Source organism: Anaerosphaera aminiphila DSM 21120 (assembly GCF_900129925.1).
GTDB classification, from domain to species: Bacteria; Bacillota; Clostridia; order Tissierellales; family Peptoniphilaceae; genus Anaerosphaera; species Anaerosphaera aminiphila.
Genome location: NZ_FQXI01000011.1, coordinates 1 through 24,488 on the forward strand (window position 1 = coordinate 1; position 24,488 = coordinate 24,488).

A 24,488-nucleotide genomic window follows, 5' to 3' on the forward strand; every position below is an offset into this window, starting at 1 on the left:
CTTCCTAAGAAAGTTTTTAAAAGCTTCACTTCGGACAGAGGCAAAGAGTTTGCATGTTATACAGATGTAGAAGAAGAGTTGGGAATAGATTTTTACTTTGCAGATCCCTACAGTGCTTGGCAAAGGGGAACGAATGAAAATAGTAATGGGCTATTACGTGAATTCTATCCTAAGAAAACCGACTTATCGAAAATCAGTAATGAAAGTTTAATTAAAATATTATATAAAATAAATTCCAGACCTAGAAAATGTCTGGAATTTAGAACAACATTTGATGCATTTTTATACGAGATAAATAATTTGGAGTAAGTGTCGCAATAATTATTGCAATTCAGCCTTTAAAATACTCTTACTTATATTTGAAATAGTTTTTTTATTTTTTACTTTCATATAAATCGACCGTCCTCTATGTGAAGTATTCTCTCAGCTCTCTGTGCCACTTCCTCATCATGAGATATTACTACAATAGATTTTTGAAATGTTTCATTTACTTTTGTAAATAAATCCATTACTGCCTTGCCTGATTTTCTGTCTAAATTCCCCGTAGGTTCATCTGCTAAAATAATTGACGGATTTGATGCAAGAGCACGAGCTATGGCAACTCTCTGTTGTTGACCGCCTGACAGTTCATTGGGCATGGCATATTTTTTATCGCTAATTCCAAGCACACTTAGTATTTCATCAATATAGTCTTTCTTTACAGTGTTTCCGTCTAGTCCCACAGGCAAAGTTATATTTTCGTAGACATTCATAAGTTTAAGTAAATTATAGGATTGAAATACAAATCCAATGTGCCTTCTTCTTAAAATTGTAAGCTCATCTTGTTTTAACTTTGAATAGTCTTTCCCATCTAAAATTATCTTTCCCTCAGTTGGATTGTCCAAACCTCCAAGTAAGTGAAGTAAAGTGCTTTTCCCTGAGCCACTCGTTCCAATTATGGAGATAAACTCCCCATCTCTTATTTCTATATCTACTCCGTCAAGAGCTTTAACTAAGCTCTCACCTTTTCCATAGTATTTTTTTAATCCTATTCCCTCTAACAAATCAATCACCTCTTAAGTAAATAATATATAAAAATACTTACAAAGTACCTACAAAGTATTTACAAATCATAAAAAGATTTTCCTACATAAATATTACAACACATAATATTTTTAAACATTTTTATTCAACTGTTCTTTAACAACTATATGTTTTTAAACTCCACAAAAAATAGTGATACTACTCTTTAAAGAATAATATCACTATTTAAGTTTTTTAACTTAATATTTAATCTGAATCCAATATTGCTCCCTTATCTGCAGAGGTTACAAGCTTTGCATATCTCTTTAAAACTCCTGTCTTAGGCTTTTCAAATATTTCCACTACTTCTAAACGCCTTTTTATTTCACTTTCATCTACTAACAGTTCCAACTTTCTATTTGGAACATCAATTAAAATTTCATCTCCATCTTCTACTATTGCAATAGGTCCCTTAGCTGCTGCCTCAGGAGAGACATGTCCAATGCAAGGTCCTCTTGTAGATCCGGAGAAACGCCCATCTGTAACTAATGCACAACTGGTATCCAATCCACGTCCTACAAGTAGAGATGTAGTCATATGCATTTCACGCATTCCCGGCCCACCTTTTGGACCTTCATAGGAAATGACCAATATATCTCCTTTTTGTATTTTATCTTCTATTATTGCATCACTTGCTTCTTCCATTGACTTAAAGGTCTTTGCTCTACCTTTAAAATACTTCATAGAAGGGTGTATTCCGGATTGTTTTACTACTGCACCATTAGGCGCAAGATTTCCATATAGTATTGCTATGCCACCTTCAGGTAATTTTGGATTTTCCAACGGAAAAATAACATTGTTTTTTGGTGCAACAACATCTTTAAGGTTCTCCTTAATATTTTTCCCTGTGACAGTTAAATGTTCACTATGTAAATAGGGTTCAATAGTTTTTAAAATGGCAGGTACTCCACCGGCTTCATGTAACTCTGTAAGTGAGTATTCACCTGAGGGTTTTATATTACAAATATAAGGTACCTTTTTTCCTATTCGGTTAAATGCTTCTAACTCTAAAGGAATTTTCCCTTCATTTGCTATACTCATTAAATGTAAGACACTATTTGTAGAACCGCCCATAGCCATAGTTGCTGCAATAGCATTTTCAAGTGCATTTTTTGTAACTATATCTCTAGGCTTTATATTTTCATTTATAAGCTCTATAATGCGTCTGCCTGTTTGTCTGGCCAATCTCTTTTTTTCAGAACCAACTGCAAGTGAAGTTCCCACTCCTGGAAGTGAAAGTCCTAAAACTTCTGCAAGGCAACTCATAGTATTTGCAGTTCCCATCATTGCACAACTTCCTAAGCTTGGAATTGCCTCCTTTTCAAATTCTGACAACTCTTCATTAGTAAATTTACCTTCAAGTGTCCTGCCTGCAAACTCTCTTATGTCCGTTGTTGTAATTACAGAACAGTGTTCAGACTTCCCAGTAAGGCTTGGTCCTGAAGTAAGAATAATAGCAGGTATATTTATCCTCATTGCCGCCATTATCATTCCCGGAACAATTTTATCGCAACCGGCTATCATAACCATAGCATCAAATCGATGTGATTGAACCATTATCTCTATACTATCTGCAATTATTTCTCTACTTGGCAGAGGATAACTCATTCCAATATGACCTTGGCACATTCCGTCACAAACAGCAATTGTTTCAAACTCTTTTGGCACTCCTCCCACTTCCCAAATTCCCTGTTTCACAAAGTTTCCAAGTTCTTGTAAGTGAGCGTGCCCGGGTACAATTTCATTCCAAGAATTTACAACAGCAACTAGAGGTTTGTCAAAATCATCTTCAATCATTCCCAAACTATACAAAAGTGCACGATGAGCTGAACGTTCTATTCCCTTTGTAAGTTCATCACTTCTCTTTTTTAAATTTTTCATATACACCACCCAAACTTATTATATTTGTTATACCTTAAATTATAGCAACTATAAAGTTACATTCCAAACTTTGTACTAAATTAATTATAAAAAAAGAGATAACATCGCTATCCCTTTAAAGTATATAAACTTTTATATTTTACTCCCTGCTTTGTAAACTTACTTTGATAGAGGAAAAGTTTAGGTTTTTTAATTGTGGCAAATTTAGGCAACTTTATATTTTTAATGTCCTCACTGTCAATTTGAACGTCTCTTGCTATAGTAATATGAGGCGTAAACTCACGACTATCAACTATAATATCCAAATTTTTTAAAATAGTTTTCAAATCGCCATGTAATTTTTGTAAGTCCTTTGAATTTTCACAGCCCAACCACACCAACTTTGAGCCTCTTTTTTTTAAAGTATCCCAATTTATCCGCTGATATACTAAGTTCTCTGGGATAATTTACGTGCAAAAAATCCTCTATTAAATCTTTAGCTTTATTCCTCTCAACTTCTCCTAAAAAATGTAAGGTTAAATGTAAATTATCTTCATTAGTTAAGCGACACTTTTCAGATGATTCCTTAATTTGACTTTGTATGTACTTTATATTTTCTTTCCACTCTTTAGAAAGTTCAAAAGCTATAAATAACCTCATATTTTCTCCTATTAATTTAATCTATTTCAATACTCTTTAAATAATTTTTATAAAATACAAATGTTAAAAATATAAACATTACCGGTATGTTAAATACTTTGTCTTCTGCAAATTTTAATATTACAATAAATCTGTATAAGAACATTCCACCGGAAAATATTGTCATATATTTAAACATTGAACTGCTTTTTAAGTTTATAGCCTTAATTCCATATACACAGTATAACAAATACAGTCCACGTTTAAACAACTGATATATAAAAGGCAGCAACAAATTATTAAAATTATCAGAATTAAAATAAGTTATTATTAAAGTTATAAATGATAATATTTCCATAAAACCCTCTATATAAAACAGTGGTCTAATCATTTCTAAAAAACTATAATTTTTTATAGGATTTCCCATATTCTTTTCCATATACTCACACTCCTATCTATACTATCTTTATTATTTATCTTCCAACCTTTTTAGTTTTTCAGTATTTTCACCGTTGTCCTTACTTATTGAATATAGTTGAACAAATGCAAAAATAAGAACAATATAAATAACATAATCATCTAAAGTAAAATTTCCAAATCTAATTGCATTTACTTCTCCTGTTAGCAAAGAAAATACTAATAGTAATCCTGAAATAATTGCTTCTATTTTATAGTTTTTTGATGTATTTGTTGTTAAAGACTTTACAGCATAAAAAGAAAGTAAAAAAAGCAATATAACTTTAATTATTCCCACTATAAAATAAATGTTCATTATACTTTTTCCACTATTAAAATTAATATCATCACGTAAAATAAGTGCTATCGTTGAAATTCCATATACTACACAAAATATTATACAACACAAACATAATGTCCACTTAAGTATCCCCACAAATTTAAGTTTCTTATTTACGTCCTTAATCATACCGTCGTCCTCCTTCAATAATACATCTAGTGAAATATTGTAGTAGTCACTTAATAAAACCAGGCTCTCTAAATCCGGATAACTTTTACTGGTCTCCCAATTTGAAATTGTCTGGCGAGAAACTTTTAACTTCTCCGCAACTTCACTTTGAGTAATATTTAGTTTGTTTCTCTCTTTTTGTAATCTCTCTCCTAATTTCATTTCTACTTCCTTTCTAACTAAATTATATATTTGTAAGGAGTTTTCATAAAGACTGGAATCTTTGCAACGCCACTTTTTACTTTAAAAGTTTGTACAAATAATCTTTGCATCCTCTATTTTTAGACATTTAATTATTAATCTATGTATTTATTATAACCTTTTTTAAATTTAAGTATTAAAAATTATCAGTTTATTTGGATATTAAATAATAATAAAATAACAATTTTTTAGGTATTGAGTAGTGTCATATTAACTTTAGACACTTCCCAACACCTATATTTTCTACTGAACTTAACTATGATTTTTAATAATGTAAATTCACTTCCCAAATTGTTAAAATATTACTTTAGATTAAAATTAAAATCTTTGGGCATTTATATATGTAAGGAGCGTGTCTATGAGAGAAAAACTAAATTTAAAAAACCTTTCTAAATTTTTAAGTATTACAGGGTTTATGTTAGCTGCATTTTCAACTTATAGAATTGTAAAAGTTCGTGCATCTCTTCCTCCAGGAGTTTGCCCTGTTGACAACCAAAGAGGATTTTTATTTCTATCAATTTTTTTACTTTTATCATCTTTGGCTTTAGATTTATTTTTAGAAAAAAATAAAAAGTTATAAGAAACTGTGTCTATAAGTTTCTTATAACTTTTATTTGTAACTCTTTCTATAAAACTAACTAATATGTCCAATACTTATAATAATTTTAAACACATTGTTATATTAATGGTACTAAAATTCTAAGGAAAAATATAATTGCCAAAATATACATTAGTACTGAAATATCTTTTCTCTTTCCTGTAGTAAATTTCAATAATACATAACTCATCATTCCAAAAGCTATTCCCTCTGCAATTGAATAGGCGAAAGGCATCATTATAATAGTCAAAAATGCAGGAACTGACTCAGCATAGTTGTCAAAGTCTATATCTTTTATTGGGCTCATCATAAATAATCCAACCATTACTAGCGCTGCTGACGTTGCCTCTGTTGGAACTATGGAAAATAGAGGAAAGAAAAATAGTGAAATTAAAAACAGTGCTCCGGTTGACAGTGTTGTAAGTCCTGTTCTTCCTCCATCTGCAACTCCACTTGCACTCTCAACAAATGTAGTTACTGTACTTGTTCCAAGAAGTGCTCCGGCAGTTGTTCCTATTGCATCTGCCATAAGTGCTTTTCCAACATCTGGAAGTTCACCATTTTCATCAAGTAAATTGGCTTTTGTTGCAACTCCTGTCAATGTTCCAACAGTGTCAAACATATCTACAAATAGGAAAGTAAACATAACAGAAAACATTTTAAATGTAAATATTTCACCAAACTCAAGTTGAAACGCTATAGGTTTTATTGAAGGTGGTAGTGAAAATATTGCCCCTGTAGGCAAATGAGTAACTCCCAATATCAAAGCCAATACTGTAGAGGCTACAATACCATAAAGCAAAGCTCCCTTCACTTTCTTTGCGCTTAAAAATGCCATTAAAAATAATCCAAAAAATAATACCGCTACATTTGGAGTCAATAAATTTCCCAAGCTTAAAATTACACCATCTCCAGGAATAATAATATTCGCTCCAGTAAGTCCTATAAATGCAATATAAATTCCTATCCCCACAGAAACCGCTTTTTTAAGAGTCAATGGTATTGCATTAAAAATTTCTTCTCTAATTTTAAATGCCGATAGCAATATAAATACTATCCCCTCTAAAAATACTGCTGTCAGTGCAAATTGCCAAGTTTCTCCCATTTGCAGACACACTGTATACGTAAAAAAGGCGTTTAATCCCATACCTGGAGCTAAGGCAAAGGGAAGGTTTGCATAAAAAGCCATAATTAAATTTCCAATAATGGAAGCTATAATTGTTGTTGTGAATAGTGCTCCCTTATCCATTCCCGTTTGAGACAAAATATCAGGATTTACAATTAATATATAAGACATCGTCATAAAAGTAGTAAGCCCTGCCATTAACTCCGTTCTTACATTTGTACCTCTCTGTGAAAGTTTAAATGTTTTTTCAAAAAAACTGCTGCTCTCCATAAATCTCCTCCTATTTAATTATTAATTATTTTGAGAATATATCATATCATAAATTCCACCTTAGTTTAATATTTTACAGACTTAAATTATAAATATTCCACTTGTATTTTAATAGTTTTTTTGCTAAAATTATCTAATTGGTAAGGGAGTAATTGGCGTATACGTTATAAAGTCAACATACTGAAAATTTTTCTGGCTTTATATTAAATAATGAGACTTATCTACTCAAAAAGGGTAGATAAGTCTTTTTTTATGTTGTTTATTATTTTAGGGGTGTAATATGGAAAATTTAATTAGTATATTCTTGATAGGACTTGGTCTATCTATGGATGCATTTGCCGCTTCTGTTTGCAAAGGACTATCTTTACAAAAAAAAGATATTCGAAAAACTTTAAAAATCGGTTTTTATTTTGGATTTTTTCAAGCTTTAATGCCAATTATCGGCTTTTATTTAGCTACTAATTTTGCTGATAGTATTAAATCTATAGATCATTGGATTGCATTTATACTTTTAGGATTAATAGGACTAGATATGATTAAAGGTTCCTTTGAAAAAGATTGTCCTATTGATAGTGGTTTTGATTTTAAATCTATGATTACAATATCAATAGCCACAAGTATAGATGCTCTGGTTGTGGGAGTAACATTTGCTTTTTTTAATTCCAATATATTTCAAGCTGCTTTAATTATAGGAATTATAACTTTTTTTATGTCAGTTTTAGGTGTTAGTCTTGGAAGTGTTCTCGGAATAAAATACAAACAAAGAGCTGAAATTGTCGGAGGTGTTATTTTAATTGTAATGGGATTTAAAATATTGTTTGAACACTTGAATTTATTTTAATATGTAATTTCCACTTTATTTTGCCACATCTGTTATAAAGTACCTTTAATTTGGTATAATTCTTTAGTAAGGGGGAATTTACTAACAATGAATAATAAATATAAACTTTTAGAAGAAAAGTATGTTGAAGAAGTTGCTTCACTTGTCAAAGTATATGAACACACTAAGACAAGAGCTCAAGTTCTTGTGCTTTCAAATGACGACGAAAACAAGGCCTTTGGAATAGGTTTTAGAACTATACCTAAAGATTCCACTGGTGTTGCTCATATAGTGGAACACTCCGTACTATCCGGCTCGAAAAAATATACTACAAGAGAACCTTTTATGGACTTAATTAAATCCAGTATGCAGACATTTTTAAATGCAATGACATTTTCTGACAAGACTATTTATCCTGTCAGCTCCAGAAATGAAAAAGACTTTTACAATTTAATGGACGTATACCTTGATGCTGTTTTTTATCCTAGAATGTATGAAAAAAAGGAAATTTTCTTGCAAGAGGGATGGCACTATGAAATAGATGAAGAAACTGATGAACTTAAATACAATGGTGTTGTATATAATGAAATGAAAGGCGTTTATTCAGATCCTCAAAATATTGTATCTGACATAATGACTTTTAATCTACACGAAAACTCCTCTTACGGAATAGACTCCGGCGGAGACCCGTCAGTAATACCTAGCTTGACTTATGAAAACTTTTTGGACTTTCATAAAAAACTCTACCATCCATCTAACTCCTATGTATATTTATATGGAAATTTAGATATGGACAAGGCACTAAATTACATTGACGAAAATTATCTATCTAATTTTGAAAGCGAAGATGTAGATTCAAAAATTATTTTAAATGAGCCATTTAAAGAGCAAAAAATAGTTCATGACACTTACAGTGCATCTGAAAGTGAAATGGGCGAAAATAAAGACTATTTAACTTACTCTTGGTGTCTTGGAAAGAGCACTGATAAGCTTGACTTATTTATGAGAGACTTCCTCTCAGAACTACTAATTGACTCTGAATCTGCACCTATTAAAATGGCACTTTTAAAAGCCAATCTTGCAGAAGATATATATGCAGAAACTTCTTCTTCAGAAACTTTAGATTTATCTATTGTAGCTAAGAATACAGAGGTTTCGAAAATAGATGAATTTAAAAATATAGTTGAAAGTACTTTAAGAGATGTTATTTCTAAAGGACTTAACAAAGACTTACTAAAAGCAACTTTAAATAAATTTGAATTTGCATTTAGAGAAGGTGGTGGAGTTCAACGCTCAATTATTTACTATATAAGAGCTCTTAACTCTTGGCTATATGGCGAAAATCCTATAGATGCCCTTGAAGCAAATGATATGATTAAGGACTTGAACTCCAAAATTGACAGTGGTTTTTTTGAAAAGTATATTGAAGAAAAACTTTTAAATAACAACTACTCGCTAATCACTGCCGTTAAACCGGAATTAGATAAGAGTAAAAGACAAGATGAAGAGCTAAAGAAAAAACTGCAGGAATATAAAAATTCTCTTTCCAGTGAAGAAATTGAAAACATTAAAAGAGAACAAAAAGAACTCGTTGCATTTCAAATGACTGAAGATTCTCCGGAAGATAAAAAAACTATTCCAAGTTTGGAACTTAGCGACATTAGTGAAACTATTACTCACATACCTAGAGAAGAAATTGATACAGACTTTAGCAAAATTCATTTAAATGAACATGATTCTATTTCCTGGATAAAAGTTCTTTTAAATGAACAGTTTACCAACTCTATTTCCTATGTAACTATATTGTTTGACTCATCGCACCTAAAATCTGAGGAACTTCAAAACTACTCTCTGCTAACAGACTTAATTGGAAAAATAAGCACAGATAAATATAGTTACGAAGACTTAGATAATGAAATTTATAAGACTATGGGCGGTTTTACTATTAATCCTACTAGTTATTCTGACTATGAAAGAAGTGGTATGCTCTACCAATATGCTTCTTTAAAATTTAAAGTTCTTGATGAAAAACTTGGTGATGCTTTAAAACTAATTAATGAAATAGTTCAAAATTCAAACTTAACTGACAAAAATAGAATTAAAGAACTTCTATTAATAGAAAAGTCTGATATTGAGTCAATGATACTTCAAAATGGACACTCTATTGCTACAGAAACTGTAAAAAGCTACTACTCATCACAAGGAGCTTATAACAATACTGTAAATGGACTCGGAATATATTTCTATCTTGCTGAACTATTAGATAACTTTGACGAAAGATGGGAAGGCTTTAAAAGTTCTATTATTTCAATTAAAGAAAAAATATTTAATAAACACAATTTAATTATTAACTTTACTGGTTCAAGGGAAACTTTAAATAATAATCTGGATAACTTTAAAACTTTTGTAAATAACTTAAACAATGAAGTTTATAGTGAGGGATTAACCTCTATGCACTCAAATATTAAATCTCAAGGCTTTACAACATCTGCCAATGTTCAATATGTTTCTAAGGGCTATGACTTAAGTAAACTTGGTTTGGAATACAATGGTTCACTAAGCGTACTTGGAAATATACTAAGCACAGATTATTTACACAATAACATTCGTGCAAAAGGTGGAGCTTATGGTGCAGGAGTTAAATTCACAATAAATTCAGATATTTTAACTTACTCCTATAGAGACCCTAATTTGAAAAACACTATAGAAGTATATGACAATATGGACAAGTTCTTAGAGGAGTTAAATCTTTCTGAAGATGAACTTAAAAACTATATAATCGGTACAATGAATAGCTTTGATCCTCTACTTAGCCCATCAGCTAAGGGAGATTTAAACTTAGTGAGATATATCTCACATTTAAGTGAAGAAAAAATGTCTCAGTTTAAAAACGAAGCTTTAAACACTACACTTGAACAACTAAAAAGCTATGCTCCAACTATAAAAAAAGCCATGGATGAAAATTATCTATGTGTTATTGGTGGAGAAGAAGTAATAAAAGAAAACAGTTCACTCTTTAATGAAATAGTAAATTTAAAGAGATAAAAATATTTTTAAACTTACCGACTTCCTAACTTTTGGGAGTCGGTTTTTTAATTATATAAATATATTTTAAGAGCTTGTTTTTTTAATAATCAGTTGTTGAACAGATGTTTAGTGTAGATATTCTCTGGGTATAATTATATTAGTCAAAAATGGTCAAACTTAAAATATATAATATAATTTAAATTCAGAGAGGAGTTTTTTATTGAATAATATAATTAAATCTATTACCCCTACTTCTACACGCATTCCAGTAAAGTCACCTTTTATACTGGCAAGTAGACTTTATAATAATTATCCTGCTGGCAATGAAAAGATGGAGCCAACTTATTATATAGAAAATCGTGAAATTGGAAATGACTTTAATCTTGAATCTCCTTGGAGAATGTACCACGGGAAAAAAGTTCCAGGGTTTCCAAGTCATCCTCACAGAGGTTTTGAAACTGTTACAATTGCAGCAAAGGGATTTGTAGACCACACTGACAGTGTCGGTTCTACAGGAAGATATGGAAATGGAGACGTTCAGTGGTTAACTACTGGAAAAGGTGCTCAGCACTGTGAGATGTTCCCACTAGTAAATCAAGATGAAGAAAATCCATTTGAACTGTTTCAAATTTGGTTAAACTTGCCAAAGAAAAATAAAATGGTTGACCCTTATTATCAAATGTTTTGGAATGAAGATATCCCAATAGTTGAAAATAAAGACAGTAATGGAAATATTTCTAAGGTAAAAGTAATTGCAGGCGACTATAAAAATGCTAAAGCATTAAATCCAAACCCTGATTCTTGGGCTGCTGAAAAAGAAAACAATGTAACTATTTGGATAATTGAACTTGATCCGCATGCTGAATTTACAATTCCAGCTACTACTGAAACAGCAAATAGAACTTTATTCTACTATGAGGGAGATTCTCTTAAAATAGAAGAAGATGAAATATCTAAAAATAATTCCCTAGACCTTGTACCTGACAGGGAAATTAAAATTAAAAACGGCTCTAAACTTAGTAATCTTTTACTTTTAGAAGGTGAGCCTATAAATGAACCTGTTGCTTCATACGGACCTTTTGTAATGAACACTCAAAAGGAAATCATGCAGGCCTTTAATGACTACCAACAAACTCAATTTGGCGGATGGCCTTGGGATAGAAATGACCCTGTAAACCCAATTGACTCCGGTAGATTTGCAAAATACAGTGATGGTACTTTAAGCTATCCAAAAGAAAACTAACAAAAAAGACTCTTTTTTTTAAGAGTCTTTTTTGTATCCTGTTTTACAACAATTAAAACGTAATTACTTTAAATTTTATATTTATATGTTTTGTTCTTTAATAATTCTTCATGAGTTTCTCTTCCAAAACTTTATACTCTTTAACTTCAGTAATTATACTACTATTTGTATCTAAATAGGCAGAGGACATGTTTTTTTCATATCCATAAAATTTATACAACTTAACTGAATCCACTGTCATAATAATTCCCATAAACAAAATAATTGTCAAATATATTTTATTTAGTTTTTTCTCACTTTTCACTGTATTTTTAAAAACAAAATACAAAAATAATAAAACAATTGAAAATACTACAAATATAAAACTATTCACTGTAGGATACACATTAAAATCTATAGTATATACAAAATTTCCATTATTTATAAATGACCAGGTAACTAAAATTGCCATAAGTCCAATAATAATATTACTTATTGGTTTTTTCATACCTATCTCAACTCCAACTATTTAAATTCTAAATATTAATTTAATTTATCAAGTAACCCACCCTTTGTATAAAGATCATAATATCTTCCCTTTTTATTCATAAGTTCTTCGTGAGTTCCTCTTTCAATTATTCTTCTATCTTCCATAACTATTATTTCATCTGCATTTTGAACTGTAGTAAGTCTATGAGCTATAGTTAAAGTAGTTCTACCTTTTGTAAGTTCTTCAAGGGACTCTTGAACTACTTGTTCTGACTTGTTGTCAAGTGCAGACGTTGCTTCGTCTAATATTAAAATTGGAGGATTTTTTAAAAATACTCTTGCTATGGAAATTCTCTGTTTCTGTCCTCCTGAAAGTTTTAGCCCTCTCTCTCCAACGTAAGTGTTGAACTTTTCAGGTAGATTATCAATAAATTCTGTAGCTCCTGCCAAATCACTTGCCCTTAAAACTTCTTTATCTGTAGCATCTGGTTTTCCATATCTGATGTTGTCTAAAACAGTTCCTGAGAACAAATACACATCTTGCTGAACTATTCCAATATTATCTCTCAAGGACTTTAGCGTCACATCTTTTACATTTTTATCGTCTACTAGTATTTCACCGCTGTTTACATCATAAAATCTTGGTATTAAATTACATATTGTAGTCTTTCCCGCTCCCGAAGGTCCCACCAAAGCAATATTTCCTCCAGGTCTTATCTTTAGATTAAAGTGTTCCAATACATTGTCAGTATCAACTTCATACTTAAATGTAACATCTCTAAATTCAATTTTTCCTTCTACTTTTCCTATATCAACTGCATTTTCTGAATCAACTATATCTGATTTTTCATCCATAATCTCTTCAAATCTTTCAATTCCCGTTATTCCCTTTTGGAATTGCTCTGTAAATTCTACTATTCTCTTCACAGTGTTTAAAAGTGATGTAACATACATTACATAGGCTAGTAAATCTCCGGCTTCAATTTCTCTTTTCATCATAAAATATCCGCCAGTTATAATTAAAATTAAATACATTAGTCCGTCAAAAAGTTTCGTTATTGTATTAAATCCTGCCATTGACCTATAGTATTTTCTCTTTATTCCTAAAAACTTTTCATTTTCAGTTTCAAATTTCTCTAATTCCATTTCTTCATTTGCAAAGGATTTTACTACTCTTACACCTAATAGTGTATCTTCTATTGAAGAGTTAAAATTTCCAACGTGAACTCTCTGCTCCTTTTGAGCATTCTTCATTCTCCTTTGATACTTTGAAGCAAAGTAAATCATTATAGGTATCATTATATAAATTAAAAGGGTCATCTTCACATTTATATTTAACAATATAAACAGTGAAACTAAAATTTTAAGTCCACCTATAAAATATTCTTCCGGAACGTGGTGAGAAAACTCTGTAATGTCAAATAGGTCATTAGTAATTCTACTCATCAGTATCCCAATTTTTGTCTCATTGTAAAATGAATCACTCATAGTTTGCAAATGAGTATACAAATCTGATCTCATATCTGTTTCTATTTTAGCGCCCATCATATGTCCAACGCTGGTCATATAGTAACCTGCAACTAAGTCTATTATTTTTAGTATTCCAAATAAAATAGCCAGTCGCAAAACAAGTTCCATGGTCAAATCACTAAAATTATTCATTCCAACATCAGTTAGCCTTCTTAAAATCAATGGCAACACCATTTCTGAAACTGTTGTAAGTCCGGCACAAAGTAAATCTAACATCAATATATTTTTATATTTTTTAAAATAAGGCATTATTATCCTTAATGAATTTAAACTTTTCAAATTAATCACCATCTCAATTGTATTATATTGTAACTTTTTAATCAACCAATCTAGAGTTGACATTAATTTGACTAAAGAATATACTTTTATATGAATATTTAGGAGGTACTTATGGAAACTACTAAAAAACTAGCCAAATCTACACTTGCTATAATTGTTTTTTCACTTATTGGAAAATTATTTGGACTTGTGAGAGAAAGTTTAATAGCTGCAAAATTTGGCGCTACTATACAATCCGATGCTTTTGTCGCCAGTCAAAATGCCACCGCTATAATTTCTGCACTAATAACCACTGCTATAGCGACTACATTTATTCCTGGACTTCAAAAAGCGGAGAGTGAACTTGGCAGTAATCAAAAACTTCACTTTACAAATAATATGCTTTCAATAGTTTCTATAATATCTATAATTGCGATTTTTTTAGGTATAATTTTTGCTCCCAGTCTATCACTATTATTTGCACCTAAATCAAATCCTGAATTATATAATTTAGTAGTAGAACTTGTTGAACTTGGAATGCCTGTAATAATATTTTCGGCAATTGTTGGAGTATTCACCGGATTTTTACAATTCAGCGGAAAATTTGCCGCTGTAGGTGCAATAGCCATTCCACTTAACTTAATTTATATTATATATCTGTCTTTCTTTACTTCTCGTGGCGGTATTCATGGGCTTACTATAGCCTCTGTAATAGGAGTTTTTGCACAAGTGTTATTCTTACTTCCCGATTCTTTTAAATCTGGATACAGACCTCAACTGGTTCTGGACTTTAAAGACAAATATGTATTGAGCTCTCTCTTGCTTGCAGGCCCTGTATTTATAAGTACGGCTGTAAATGACGTAAATATTATTGTAAATAAAAGTCTTGCTATGAGAATGGCAGAGGGTTCCACATTTATATTAAATAATGCAAACAAATTAAATACTATGATTCTCGGCATTTTTATAACTGCCATAACTGCCATAGTATTTCCAACTATGACCAGAGCTTTTTCCAGTGACAATATGATTCAGGGAAAGCGGGTTATGAATGCATCCGTTAAGTCAGTATTATTTTTAACAGTTCCCGCAACAATAGGAATGATTATTTTAGCAAGACCTATTGTAGATATTGTATTTTTTCATGGAAAGTACACTTTACAAAATGCCATTGACACTACGGCAACTCTAAGGTGCTATACTCTTGCTTTAATTTCAATATCTGTAAGTAATGTGTTAAATAGAGTTTACTATTCTCTTTCAGATACTAAGACGCCTTTTTATGTGGGGCTTGTCAATGTTCTGATTAATGTTGGACTTAACTTACTTGTAGCTCATAGATTTGGAACGAGAGGACTTGCTGCATCAGTTAGTATTGCAACAACTATTGCAGTTTTAATTTCCTTTGTGCTTTTGAGAAGAAAAATCGGAAACTTAGGAACTAAGTCCTATATCAAAGCGCTGATTAAGACTTTAATAGCCTCTCTGGCAATGGGAGCTGTGGCTTTAACTTACTTCCCACTGGAGTCTTTACTTCTTGCCTATGTAACTTCAAATACCAGTATAAAACTTGTAAAACTTCTTGTACTGCTCTTTGTAGTTTCAATTGCAGTTTTAGTCTATGCAATTTGTCTATACTTACTTGGTGTAAGAGAAATTAGAGATATAGTGGCAATTGTAAAAAGAAAATTAAAGAAAAATAAATAATAAATTTAAAGAAAAAACAGAACTTATAGTAAACTATAAGTTCTGTTTTTTTAGAAGTGTTTATTTTTGTAAGTGTTAATCAAATTAATTATCTACCAGCCTGCCGGAAGATATCCCATGCCACCTAATATTGCATAGATTATAGTGCCACCATATAAAATAATTATTATAGCTTGTACTGGCCAAGATGCCAATTTCCCGCATGTCCACTCAGGTTCTATATCACCCGTTTTTCTAGCATTGTTTATCATAAATATAGGAAGTATTGCCATAATTGCAGCTGCAAATGTTCCTGAAAAATATACAGCGTCTATAAAGCTAACTTTTCCTGATATTGTTAAATAAAGTGGAATTCCAAGTACTATTGCCATTATCGGAATTCTAATTTTTGGATCCGAGTCACTTTTTAATTTAAAAAAGTCTACAATATTTGATATAAGTGTCTGTGTTATAGGAGTAAATGAAGTAAACATAGCCATTAGTGCAAATATATTTGCCATAAAAAATGCCCACTGTCCTATTGCCCTTCCCCAAACAATTGTAGCAACTTCTGTTATTTCATTAGCCGGAGCTACTATAAATGTTCCCATTGGTATTAAAATTAAAAGTACTGCAACTATTACTTGACCTATTAAAAGTGAAGGTGCCAACTTTTTAGGATCATGAGCAAGGCCTCTTGCAAGGTCTGGAACTAAATACTGCCCTATATAGCTAAACGCTGCCACATTAAATATAGGAATTGCATATTTCCAATTAGATACAAATAATCTTCCAACGTCAGAACTTGAAGCTAAAAAACTAGCTACAGTTAATATTAAAATAAGCCCAACCATTATAAAGCTCATGTATTTTCCCACTACACCTATTGCCTTAAGGCCCATGTAAGTAACTAGGGCTGCCGGAACCATAAAAATCACAGCTCCCATTCCCTTTGAAACTCCAAGAAAACTTGCAATAATCTCACCACTGCCGTTAAAGTAAGCTATTAAACAGCTTAGTGAATTTATAACTACTGCTAAAAACACTAAAACCATTCCAAGTTTACCAACATATCTATTTGCCAATCCTGGAAGTTGAATCATCTTTTTAGTTCTAAGTGTTGCCTCAGCTACATAGTACATAGATATTAATGTTAAAATACCTGAAACTATTAGCCAGAAAGCAATTACAGGAAATCCACCTAGTCTTGCAGAATAAGCTGTCCCCAGAGCTCCTGAACCAATTCCACATCCAACCACTGCAAATATAACTTCAGAAGGTGTCATCTTTTCTATTTTTAATGCTCCCTCCTCATATACAGGAGCATTATTTACATTTTTATCGCTCATTATTTACTCACCTCTTCATTTTTTTTGTTGATTTTTATTGATTCCTCAGTATTTATTTATTGCATCCATGCTAAAAGTATCATCTTTAAAGTCATTTAAATATGGAAGCTTACTTCTCATTTCAATAACTCTATCTAAGTCTATTTGTTGAATTAAAATTTCTTCTTTATCGTCACTTGCTATTGCAACAACTTCTCCATCAGGTCCAACTATTTGAGATCTTCCACATGTATTATCTCCAATAGTGTTAGCTCCAACCATGTACAACACGTTAAATAGTGCATTTCCCGCTAAATCTACATCCCATCTTCTCTGAGCTGGAATACTCCAAAATGAAGATACAAATATAATTTCTGCACCTTTTAGAGCTTCTATTCTAGATGGCTCTGGAAGTTCAACGTCGTAACAAATCAACATTCCAACCTTACCAAACTTAGTCTCTACAACTGGAAGTCTATTACCTTCTCTAAATTTCAGCTTTTCTTGACCCCATGCATAGACTTTTCTCATATTTTCTATTACTTTTCCATCATCGTCTATAAACACACATGAATTATACATTCTACCAGGAATCACTGCATCTGCTTCTGGATATCCCGCTATTATGTGAATTTTCTTTTCTTTAGCCTTCTTTTTTAACGTTTGAACGAACGGTCCATCTACCGGTTCTGCCAATCTTTGAAGTTCTTCCGATTCTAGTAAATAACCGGAATAAGCTAACTCAGGAAAAACTATAATATCTGCTTCCTTCTCAGCTGCCTCATCTATCATTTCTAAAATTTTGTTTGTATTAGCTTGAGTGTTGCCAGGTTCTTGATACATTTGTCCTATTGCAATGTTGAGTAAACGCTCTTTTTTCATATTATTGTTCTCTCCTCTTCTAAATAATTTTTGATTTTTATATGAAAGTAGAGTTAGAACTAGAAAATCCTAACTCTACTTACTATTACCCAGTAATTATTAATTTATTATTTATCACCTAAAGCAACAACTTTCCCATGCTCAACTATTACTTCACCATCAAAGGTAACTGTTGGATTGTACATTACCATATCTATATGAACTGTTGACATAGCTGGTTGTCCATAGTAGAACCCATTACCCATTGCTATATGGCAAGTTCCTCTAGCTTTTTTCTCTTCTTCAAAGTCTCCATTGAACATACTCATTGGATTTAATCCAATTCCAATTTCAGCAATGTTATCACTATCTTTAATTTCATCTAGTGTCTTTTGAATTTGTCTACAAATTTTAGGATCTCCTCCCACAACTTCAACAATTTTTCCACCTTCAATTTTTAATTCTACTGGCTCTGTTGGAGCTCCGTAGTAAGCCATTGGTCCATCCATAATTAGTGTTCCATGTGTAGTCCCTACAACAGGTCCTAAAGAAACTTCGCCATCTGACCAAGCCATTGCATCTCCAGGGTTTTTAGCTACTCCACACTCAATGATAGGTTCCATTTGGTTCATTTCCATGTGAAGATCTGTTCCAGCTGGTGTTGTTACATGAGCCATTTTTTTGCCTCTCCAAATTTCTTGAAGTTTTTTACCTTCCTCATAAAGTGCTTCGTAATCAGCTAGTGCTCCACCTTGTGTAAAGTTTTCTACATCTCTAAGTACTATTGAACACTCACGGAATACTTTTTCATTTAAAAGTTCTTTTAATCTATTGTTGTAAATTGCAACTCCAGATGCCTTTGTCATTCCAATAAATACATCGCAACCTTCCATAGCTTTTTCAATCATCTTTGGAAATATTGTAGCTTTGTCTTGTTGTCTACTTGGAGTCATTGCCACTGTGTAGTCTGCACCAAGTTTAAGAGCTGCTGCTGCCATTGCATTTGACATTCTCTCATCAGTTTGTGCATCTGTTACTATTAGTACTTCTTCACCAGGTTTTACTGCCATTAAAGTACCTAAAATATAATCCGCTCTCTCCATACATTCAATAATTTTGTTATCTGACATTTTTCATTTCCCCCTTAAATTAAATACAACTAAAATCACTTTTTATGTTATAAAACATTATGTACAATATAAAAACATTTTCCTAAAACATATTATTTTATACTCATATCATAATATACATCTTTATCTAATTCGCCTTCCATTTTTGCAACTACAACTGATGTAACTAAATCTCCAGCCGAATTTGTAGATGTGTGCATTTGATCCACTATTCTATATACTCCTGCAATAAGTGCTGTTGCCTCTAAAGGCAATCCCATTTGTTGAAGTAGTGTTATACTAATTACCAAACCAATTTGCGGAGTTGCTGCACATCCTACACTTAAAAATGTTGCCTGTACTACTAGTAGAATTTGTTGTTGTACAGATAGTTCTATGTTGTACAATTGCGCTGCAAATACTACTATTATTCCAAAGTATATACAAGTTCCATTCATATTGGCAGTTGCTCCAAAGGGCAATACAAAGTCGGAAATATCTCTAGGAACTCCCAGTCTTGGTCCAACTTCCATTGAAACAGGAAGAGCTGCAGAAGATGTACATGTACTAAATGCTATCATCCAAGGTTCTAATGCCTTTCTATAAAATGGCATTGGATTTACTCCAGCTATAAACCTTAGGAAAATTGAATATACTATAATTAGCATAATTAAGCACGCTATATAGTCTGTAATAATAAATTTTAAAACAGGACCGAATATTGCAGTACCAAATTTAGCTAAAGCAACTGACATTAACCCAAATACTCCTATAGGTATTATCTTTATAATTATTCCGATTATGTAAAACATTGCATCTGAGCCAATTGAAATAATTTTGTTTAATGGTTCTGCTTTTTCTCCAAGTGCTATAAGTGAAAATCCTAAAAATAGTGCAAATACAATTATAGGCATCATATCACCATTTGCAAGGGATTCAATTGGATTATTAGGTATTAAATCTAATATTACCTCATAAATTCCAGGTAGTTCTTGTATCTCTACTGCTGCTGCACTTACACTTCCAAAGTCTACACCTACGCCCGGTTTTATTAAGTTTGCTAAAATTAAACCTATTGCACATGCAAGACCTGAACTCATTAGAAACCAAGCTATAGTTTTAACTCCCACACTTCTTAACTTACTAATATCCTTAAGAGATATTGCAGCATTTGTAATACTAAAGAAGACAAGTGGTACTACAACCATCTTTATTAGTTTTATAAAAAAATCTCCTATAAATTGCAAAAATGGCAATATATGGTCTTTAATTACCGGCACTGTCTCTCCGCCAAAAAAGTTTAAAATATAACCAAATATAACTCCTGCGAATAATCCTATAAAGATTTTTACATAGGACGGCATTTTCTTTTTTTTCGTAACGTTTTCCATTCTATTCCTCCTTATTTAACTAACCTTATATAATATACCAGCACCTCTCTATTTATTTATGTCTACTTTCTTATTTTAGAATAACACCTCATTTGACGATTGTCAATTCTTTTTCAATGATTTGTGAATATTTTCCACCATTTATATTTCTTGGCTTAAATTGTCCATTTATATTTACTTTTAAATTCAAATAGTATAAAATATACTTTTAGGGAGGTGTTACATATGAACAACTTGGAGGATTTAAATACTAGTAGTGAGAATATTTTAGAAAAAATTGATAATAATTTAGATTGTTTTAGCAAAACTCATAGAAAAATTGCCGTTTACATTCTTGAAAATTATGACAAGGCAGTATTTCAAACTTCAAGTCAGCTAGCTAAACTCTGCGATGTAAGTGAATCAAGTGTTATACGTTTTGCTAACGCCATAGACTATGACGGATATTCAGACATGCAAAAGGAATTGCAGAATTTTTTAAAAGAAAAAATAACTGTAACTCAACGTCTAGAATCAATTTCAGAAAATACTTCTGATGAAATGGAAATTTTATACAATGTCCTTCAAAAAAGTGTAAGTGACATTAACTGGCTAATTCACAATATTAATGAAAACACTTTTTCAAAAGTTGTGGAACTCCTTTCTAATTCTAAGAGAGTTTATCTATCCGGTTCAAGAAGTTCCTACAGCGTGACTTATTTTCTGGGATTAGGTCTTAAGTGGATTAGAGATGACGTCTTTGTTCTAGACGGAATAAATAGAGATTTTGATATGCTTTCAAAAATTGAACCAGATGACGTACTACTTTCTGTAAGCTTACCCAGGTATTTAAATACAACTTTAGAAGTTCATGAATATGCCTACAAAAAAGGAGCTCAAACTATATGTATAACTGATACTATAACTTCACCACTGGTCAAATTTTCCACTGTTCCTCTGTTAATAAACAATGAACTACTATCTTTTTCAGACAATTTAATCCCTGTCATGTGTGTTGTAACGGGAATTTTAAATTCTGTTGCAGCTAAAAATAGTGGTAGTAAAGACAAAATTAAACACCTTGAAACATTTTGGAATGAACTTGGCATCTATCAAAAATATAATAATTTATAAAAGGTCTGAACTATTTAGTCCAGACCTTTTCTTTTATTTTTTCTTTTTAAATCTTATAACTTTTTGAATTTCTCCTAAAACTAGCGGAATAAATGAAGCGATTAAAACTACTGACCAGTCTTTAAGGCCAATGTTATCAAGTTCAAATATTTCCCTAATTCCCGGTACATACATTACTATAACCATTAGTGCAAATGAAAATGCTGTGGCAATTACAAGCTTTTTATTTGAAAATACTCCTATGTGGAATATTGTCTTCCTAATAGATCTTGCTGAATAAGCTCTTAGAAGTTCTGCTAAAATCAATGTTGCAAAGGCCATTGTCCTTGCATCCATTAAGCCCTCTCCAGTATCTCCATGCCAAGTTAATCCTATTACATAAGCACCTAGTGTTGCAATTGTTATTGCTATTGATTGAACGGCAACTGTAATTTTTAACTCAGGATCTAAAATAGGTTCATTTGGATCTCTTGGTGGTTGTTCCATTATATCGTCGTCGCCTTTTTCAACCCCCAGCGCCATTGCCGGAAATGAATCTGTAACTAAATTTAACCACAATAAGTGAATTGGTATTAGCGGAACTGGCAAGTTTAATATTATAGATATAAATATAACTAATACTTCTCCAATATTACATGATAATAAATATCCTACAAACTTTTTAATATTTGAGTATATTACTCTTCCCTCTTCAACAGCATGTACTATAGTCGCAAAGTTGTCATCTGTTAAAATTACATCAGCTGTATTTTTAGCTACATCTGTTCCCGTAATTCCCATTGCTATACCAATATCTGCTCTCTTTATTGCAGGGGCGTCATTTACTCCGTCTCCTGTCATTGCAGTGATGTGCCCATTGTCTTTTAATGCCGTAACTATTTGAACTTTGTTCTCAGGAGACACTCTAGTAAATACTCTCTTAGTCTTTACTGTCTCTCTAAGTTCTTCATCGTTCATTTCATTTAATTCTCGTCCCATTATAGCCTGTGATTCACTGTCAGCTATTCCAAGTTCCTTTGCTATGGCAAATCCTGTTTCAATATGGTCTCCTGTAATCATTATAGGAATTATTCCTGCACTCTTACATTCTGCTATGGCAACTTTTGCCTCCGGTCTAGCCGGGTCAATCATTCCTGTAAGCCCTACAAATATCATTTCATTCTCAATGTTTTCACTGGTTAAGTCTTTTGGAAGTTCACTAAACTCTCTATATGCATATCCCAAAACTCTAAGTGCTTGTTTGGCAAATGAAGAGTTTATTTCCATTATTTCATTTCTCTTTTGCTCTGTAAGTTCTTTTACTTCACCTTGATCTAAGTAAAAACTACACTTTGACAAGATTATATCTGGTGCACCTTTTGTGAAAGAAACAATTTTATCTTTAATAAATTTAGAGTGAAATGTTGTCATCATCTTTCTTTCAGAGTCAAATGGTATTTCTGCTTCTCTGTTGTACTTCTCATTTAATTCAGTTACTGAATATCCAGCTTTTTCTGCGAATGTCAAAAGAGCTCCCTCTGTTGGATCTCCAATTATTCCAGCTACAGAATCTTTAAATGTCAATTGAGCATCATTTGTAAGAGCTGCTATTGAAGACATAAATTCAATATCTTTAAAGTTGTTTTCTGAAACTTGCTCTCCTTCAAAGGTTATACTGCCCTTTGGTGAATATCCGGTTCCTGAAACTTCTAATATTTTGCCATCTAAGTAGGCTTTTGTAACTGTCATTTCATTTTGTGTTAAAGTTCCTGTCTTATCTGAACAAATTACAGTAGTTGTTCCCAGAGTTTCAACAGCAAGAAGTTTTTTTACTATTGCGTGTCTCTCTGCCATCTTGCTCATTCCAATTGAAAGTACAATTGTAACTATTGCAGGAAGTCCTTCCGGTACTGCTGCTACTGCAAGAGAAATTGAAATCATAAACATATCCATAAAGTCGTGTTTATATAAAATTCCAACACCTAAAACTAAAACACATATTGCTACTACTAACTTTCCTAGAAGTGCTGAAAGTCCAGCTAGTTTCTTTTGAAGCGGTGTCTGTTCACTGTCAACTGTTTGAATTGATTGGGCAATTTTACCTATTTCAGTTTTTGTCCCAGTTTCAATTACTACACCTGCCCCTCTACCATAAGAAATTATTGTAGATGAGTAAGCTAAGTTTTCTCTATCACCTATTTCCATAACTCCGTCGTAGACAATAGAAGCTTTTTTCTCCACTGGAACAGATTCTCCTGTAAGTGAGGACTCGTCAATTTTTAAGTTTTTACTATCTACAAGCCTTAAATCTGCAGGAACTATATCTCCTGTCTCCAAAATAATATAATCTCCTGGAACAATTTCTGCAGAGTCAATTTCTTCAAACTCTCCATTTCTAACTACCTTTGCCTTAGGTGAAGACATTTTTTGAAGGGCGGCTATAGCTTCTTCTGCCTTACCTTCTTGGTAAAGAGATAAAATTGCATTAACTACAACAATTGCTATAATTATTACTGCGTCTACTACTTCCCCTATCATTGCTGAAACAATACTTGCCACTATCAAAATTATTATCATTGGGTCTAAAAATTGATCTGCAAGCTTTTTTATAAATGGTTTTTTTTCTTCTTTTTTAAGTTCATTTTTCCCAAATTCTTGAAGCCTTTTTTGTGCTATTTCAGTTGATAACCCCTTATTTGAACTCTCTAGTTCTTTCAAGGTATCTTCTGGACTCTTATTATACCATTCCAATTACATTCCTCCTCAAAAATCATTTGAAAAAAACCACTGCTCCGTCTGAAACAGTGGTCTTGCTACCCTGATGGGTTTTCAGCCGGGCTATTGCCGTATTGACGACTGAAAATTAATTAGCTACTCCCCAATGTAATAATTATTATACCCTATTTTACTCATGTTTTCATACTTTTAATCATTATTTTACATATTTTTTACCAT

At 31.9% G+C, this 24,488-nt stretch carries 21 protein-coding genes; 7 read left to right on the forward strand and 14 right to left on the reverse strand.

Features of this window, described 5'->3' with window-relative positions; translation table 11 throughout:
• On the forward strand, positions 1-309 hold a 309-nt coding region (locus BUB47_RS07135), incomplete at its 5' end, for an IS30 family transposase (protein ID WP_143270622.1).
• A 77-nt stretch (positions 310-386) separates the two neighbouring features.
• Here BUB47_RS07135 and BUB47_RS07140 read toward each other — a convergent pair.
• The 6 genes from BUB47_RS07140 to BUB47_RS07165 all read right to left on the reverse strand — a co-directional run bounded on the left by BUB47_RS07140 (position 387) and on the right by BUB47_RS07165 (position 4,687).
• On the reverse strand, positions 387-1,043 hold the full coding sequence (locus BUB47_RS07140) for an ABC transporter ATP-binding protein (RefSeq protein WP_456059107.1): 657 nt from the start codon (positions 1,041-1,043) through the stop codon (positions 387-389).
• Between the two features lie 226 nt (positions 1,044-1,269).
• Positions 1,270-2,943: a dihydroxy-acid dehydratase gene (gene ilvD / locus BUB47_RS07145; protein ID WP_073185044.1), complete on the reverse strand. Its 1,674-nt coding sequence runs from the start codon at positions 2,941-2,943 to the stop codon at positions 1,270-1,272.
• Positions 2,944-3,050: 107 nt separating this feature from the next.
• Positions 3,051-3,320 carry a 2'-5' RNA ligase family protein gene (locus tag BUB47_RS07150; RefSeq protein ID WP_234945647.1) on the reverse strand — a complete coding sequence of 90 codons (270 nt, stop codon included), beginning with the start codon at positions 3,318-3,320 and terminating at the stop codon, positions 3,051-3,053.
• Entirely contained in the window at positions 3,304-3,582 is a 279-nt protein-coding gene (gene thpR / locus BUB47_RS07155) for an RNA 2',3'-cyclic phosphodiesterase (RefSeq protein WP_073185046.1), read from the reverse strand. Before thpR ends, BUB47_RS07150 begins: the two co-directional genes overlap by 17 nt.
• Positions 3,583-3,598: 16 nt before the next feature.
• Positions 3,599-4,000, reverse strand: a complete 402-nt coding sequence (locus tag BUB47_RS07160) for a hypothetical protein (protein ID WP_073185047.1) — start codon at positions 3,998-4,000, stop codon at positions 3,599-3,601.
• Between the two features lie 30 nt (positions 4,001-4,030).
• The gene (locus tag BUB47_RS07165) at positions 4,031-4,687 is read right to left on the reverse strand and encodes a helix-turn-helix domain-containing protein (RefSeq protein WP_073185048.1); all 657 of its coding nucleotides are present in this window, start codon (positions 4,685-4,687) and stop codon (positions 4,031-4,033) included.
• A gap of 397 nt (positions 4,688-5,084) precedes the next feature.
• Between BUB47_RS07165 and BUB47_RS07170 the strand changes: the two genes are divergently transcribed.
• Complete coding sequence (locus BUB47_RS07170; RefSeq protein ID WP_073185049.1) at positions 5,085-5,306, forward strand: hypothetical protein; 222 nt, start codon at positions 5,085-5,087, stop codon at positions 5,304-5,306.
• Between the two features lie 97 nt (positions 5,307-5,403).
• Here the strand turns inward: BUB47_RS07170 and BUB47_RS07175 are convergent, their stop codons facing one another.
• Complete coding sequence (locus BUB47_RS07175; RefSeq protein WP_073185050.1) at positions 5,404-6,720, reverse strand: NCS2 family permease; 1,317 nt, start codon at positions 6,718-6,720, stop codon at positions 5,404-5,406.
• A gap of 280 nt (positions 6,721-7,000) precedes the next feature.
• Here BUB47_RS07175 and BUB47_RS07180 point away from each other — a divergent pair, with 280 nt between their 5' ends.
• The 3 genes from BUB47_RS07180 (at position 7,001) to BUB47_RS07190 (ending at position 11,810) form a co-directional block, all read left to right on the forward strand.
• The gene (locus tag BUB47_RS07180) at positions 7,001-7,561 is read left to right on the forward strand and encodes a manganese efflux pump MntP (RefSeq protein ID WP_073185051.1); all 561 of its coding nucleotides are present in this window, start codon (positions 7,001-7,003) and stop codon (positions 7,559-7,561) included.
• An 87-nt stretch (positions 7,562-7,648) separates the two neighbouring features.
• Positions 7,649-10,585 carry an insulinase family protein gene (locus BUB47_RS07185; RefSeq protein WP_073185052.1) on the forward strand — a complete coding sequence of 979 codons (2,937 nt, stop codon included), beginning with the start codon at positions 7,649-7,651 and terminating at the stop codon, positions 10,583-10,585.
• Between the two features lie 202 nt (positions 10,586-10,787).
• Entirely contained in the window at positions 10,788-11,810 is a 1,023-nt protein-coding gene (locus tag BUB47_RS07190; RefSeq protein ID WP_073185053.1) for a pirin family protein, read from the forward strand.
• Positions 11,811-11,907: 97 nt separating this feature from the next.
• Here the strand turns inward: BUB47_RS07190 and BUB47_RS07195 are convergent, their stop codons facing one another.
• Both BUB47_RS07195 and BUB47_RS07200 read right to left on the reverse strand, forming a co-directional pair.
• Positions 11,908-12,297: a hypothetical protein gene (locus BUB47_RS07195; protein WP_073185054.1), complete on the reverse strand. Its 390-nt coding sequence runs from the start codon at positions 12,295-12,297 to the stop codon at positions 11,908-11,910.
• Positions 12,298-12,332: 35 nt separating this feature from the next.
• On the reverse strand, positions 12,333-14,057 hold the full coding sequence (locus BUB47_RS07200; RefSeq protein WP_234945648.1) for an ABC transporter ATP-binding protein: 1,725 nt from the start codon (positions 14,055-14,057) through the stop codon (positions 12,333-12,335).
• Positions 14,058-14,198: 141 nt separating this feature from the next.
• Between BUB47_RS07200 and murJ the strand changes: the two genes are divergently transcribed.
• Positions 14,199-15,773: a murein biosynthesis integral membrane protein MurJ gene (murJ, locus tag BUB47_RS07205; RefSeq protein ID WP_073185056.1), complete on the forward strand. Its 1,575-nt coding sequence runs from the start codon at positions 14,199-14,201 to the stop codon at positions 15,771-15,773.
• 92 nt (positions 15,774-15,865) lie between these two features.
• On the opposite strand, the gene BUB47_RS07210 is transcribed toward murJ, so the two are convergent.
• From BUB47_RS07210 to BUB47_RS07225, 4 genes are all read right to left on the reverse strand, one after another.
• Complete coding sequence (locus tag BUB47_RS07210; RefSeq protein ID WP_073185057.1) at positions 15,866-17,101, reverse strand: aromatic amino acid transport family protein; 1,236 nt, start codon at positions 17,099-17,101, stop codon at positions 15,866-15,868.
• 45 nt (positions 17,102-17,146) lie between these two features.
• Positions 17,147-17,962 carry a nitrilase-related carbon-nitrogen hydrolase gene (locus tag BUB47_RS07215; RefSeq protein ID WP_073185058.1) on the reverse strand — a complete coding sequence of 272 codons (816 nt, stop codon included), beginning with the start codon at positions 17,960-17,962 and terminating at the stop codon, positions 17,147-17,149.
• A 107-nt stretch (positions 17,963-18,069) separates the two neighbouring features.
• Complete coding sequence (locus BUB47_RS07220) at positions 18,070-19,071, reverse strand: aminopeptidase (RefSeq protein ID WP_073185059.1); 1,002 nt, start codon at positions 19,069-19,071, stop codon at positions 18,070-18,072.
• A 92-nt stretch (positions 19,072-19,163) separates the two neighbouring features.
• A complete protein-coding gene (locus BUB47_RS07225) occupies positions 19,164-20,441 on the reverse strand; it encodes a dicarboxylate/amino acid:cation symporter (protein WP_073185060.1) in 1,278 nt (425 codons plus the stop codon).
• A 225-nt stretch (positions 20,442-20,666) separates the two neighbouring features.
• On the opposite strand from BUB47_RS07225, the gene BUB47_RS07230 reads away from it, so the two are divergent.
• Positions 20,667-21,554, forward strand: coding sequence for a MurR/RpiR family transcriptional regulator (locus BUB47_RS07230; protein ID WP_073185061.1), 888 nt, complete (start codon positions 20,667-20,669; stop codon positions 21,552-21,554).
• Positions 21,555-21,587: 33 nt separating this feature from the next.
• On the opposite strand, the gene BUB47_RS07235 is transcribed toward BUB47_RS07230, so the two are convergent.
• Positions 21,588-24,284 (reverse strand): calcium-translocating P-type ATPase, PMCA-type, encoded by a 2,697-nt coding sequence (locus tag BUB47_RS07235; protein ID WP_073185062.1) that lies wholly within the window; start codon positions 24,282-24,284, stop codon positions 21,588-21,590.
• Positions 24,285-24,488: the final 204 nt, after the last annotated feature.

Coding starts and splice junctions, on each gene's coding strand:
- ilvD (WP_073185044.1), bottom strand. CDS start 2,943: ATGAAAAATTTAAAAAAGAGAAGTGATGAACTTACAAAGGGAATAGAA.
- thpR (WP_073185046.1), bottom strand. CDS start 3,582: ATGAGGTTATTTATAGCTTTTGAACTTTCTAAAGAGTGGAAAGAAAAT.
- BUB47_RS07160 (WP_073185047.1), bottom strand. CDS start 4,000: ATGGAAAAGAATATGGGAAATCCTATAAAAAATTATAGTTTTTTAGAA.
- BUB47_RS07165 (WP_073185048.1), bottom strand. CDS start 4,687: ATGAAATTAGGAGAGAGATTACAAAAAGAGAGAAACAAACTAAATATT.
- BUB47_RS07170 (WP_073185049.1), top strand. CDS start 5,085: ATGAGAGAAAAACTAAATTTAAAAAACCTTTCTAAATTTTTAAGTATT.
- BUB47_RS07175 (WP_073185050.1), bottom strand. CDS start 6,720: ATGGAGAGCAGCAGTTTTTTTGAAAAAACATTTAAACTTTCACAGAGA.
- BUB47_RS07180 (WP_073185051.1), top strand. CDS start 7,001: ATGGAAAATTTAATTAGTATATTCTTGATAGGACTTGGTCTATCTATG.
- BUB47_RS07185 (WP_073185052.1), top strand. CDS start 7,649: ATGAATAATAAATATAAACTTTTAGAAGAAAAGTATGTTGAAGAAGTT.
- BUB47_RS07195 (WP_073185054.1), bottom strand. CDS start 12,297: ATGAAAAAACCAATAAGTAATATTATTATTGGACTTATGGCAATTTTA.
- BUB47_RS07200 (WP_234945648.1), bottom strand. CDS start 14,057: ATGCCTTATTTTAAAAAATATAAAAATATATTGATGTTAGATTTACTT.
- murJ (WP_073185056.1), top strand. CDS start 14,199: ATGGAAACTACTAAAAAACTAGCCAAATCTACACTTGCTATAATTGTT.
- BUB47_RS07210 (WP_073185057.1), bottom strand. CDS start 17,101: ATGAGCGATAAAAATGTAAATAATGCTCCTGTATATGAGGAGGGAGCA.
- BUB47_RS07215 (WP_073185058.1), bottom strand. CDS start 17,962: ATGAAAAAAGAGCGTTTACTCAACATTGCAATAGGACAAATGTATCAA.
- BUB47_RS07220 (WP_073185059.1), bottom strand. CDS start 19,071: ATGTCAGATAACAAAATTATTGAATGTATGGAGAGAGCGGATTATATT.
- BUB47_RS07225 (WP_073185060.1), bottom strand. CDS start 20,441: ATGGAAAACGTTACGAAAAAAAAGAAAATGCCGTCCTATGTAAAAATC.
- BUB47_RS07230 (WP_073185061.1), top strand. CDS start 20,667: ATGAACAACTTGGAGGATTTAAATACTAGTAGTGAGAATATTTTAGAA.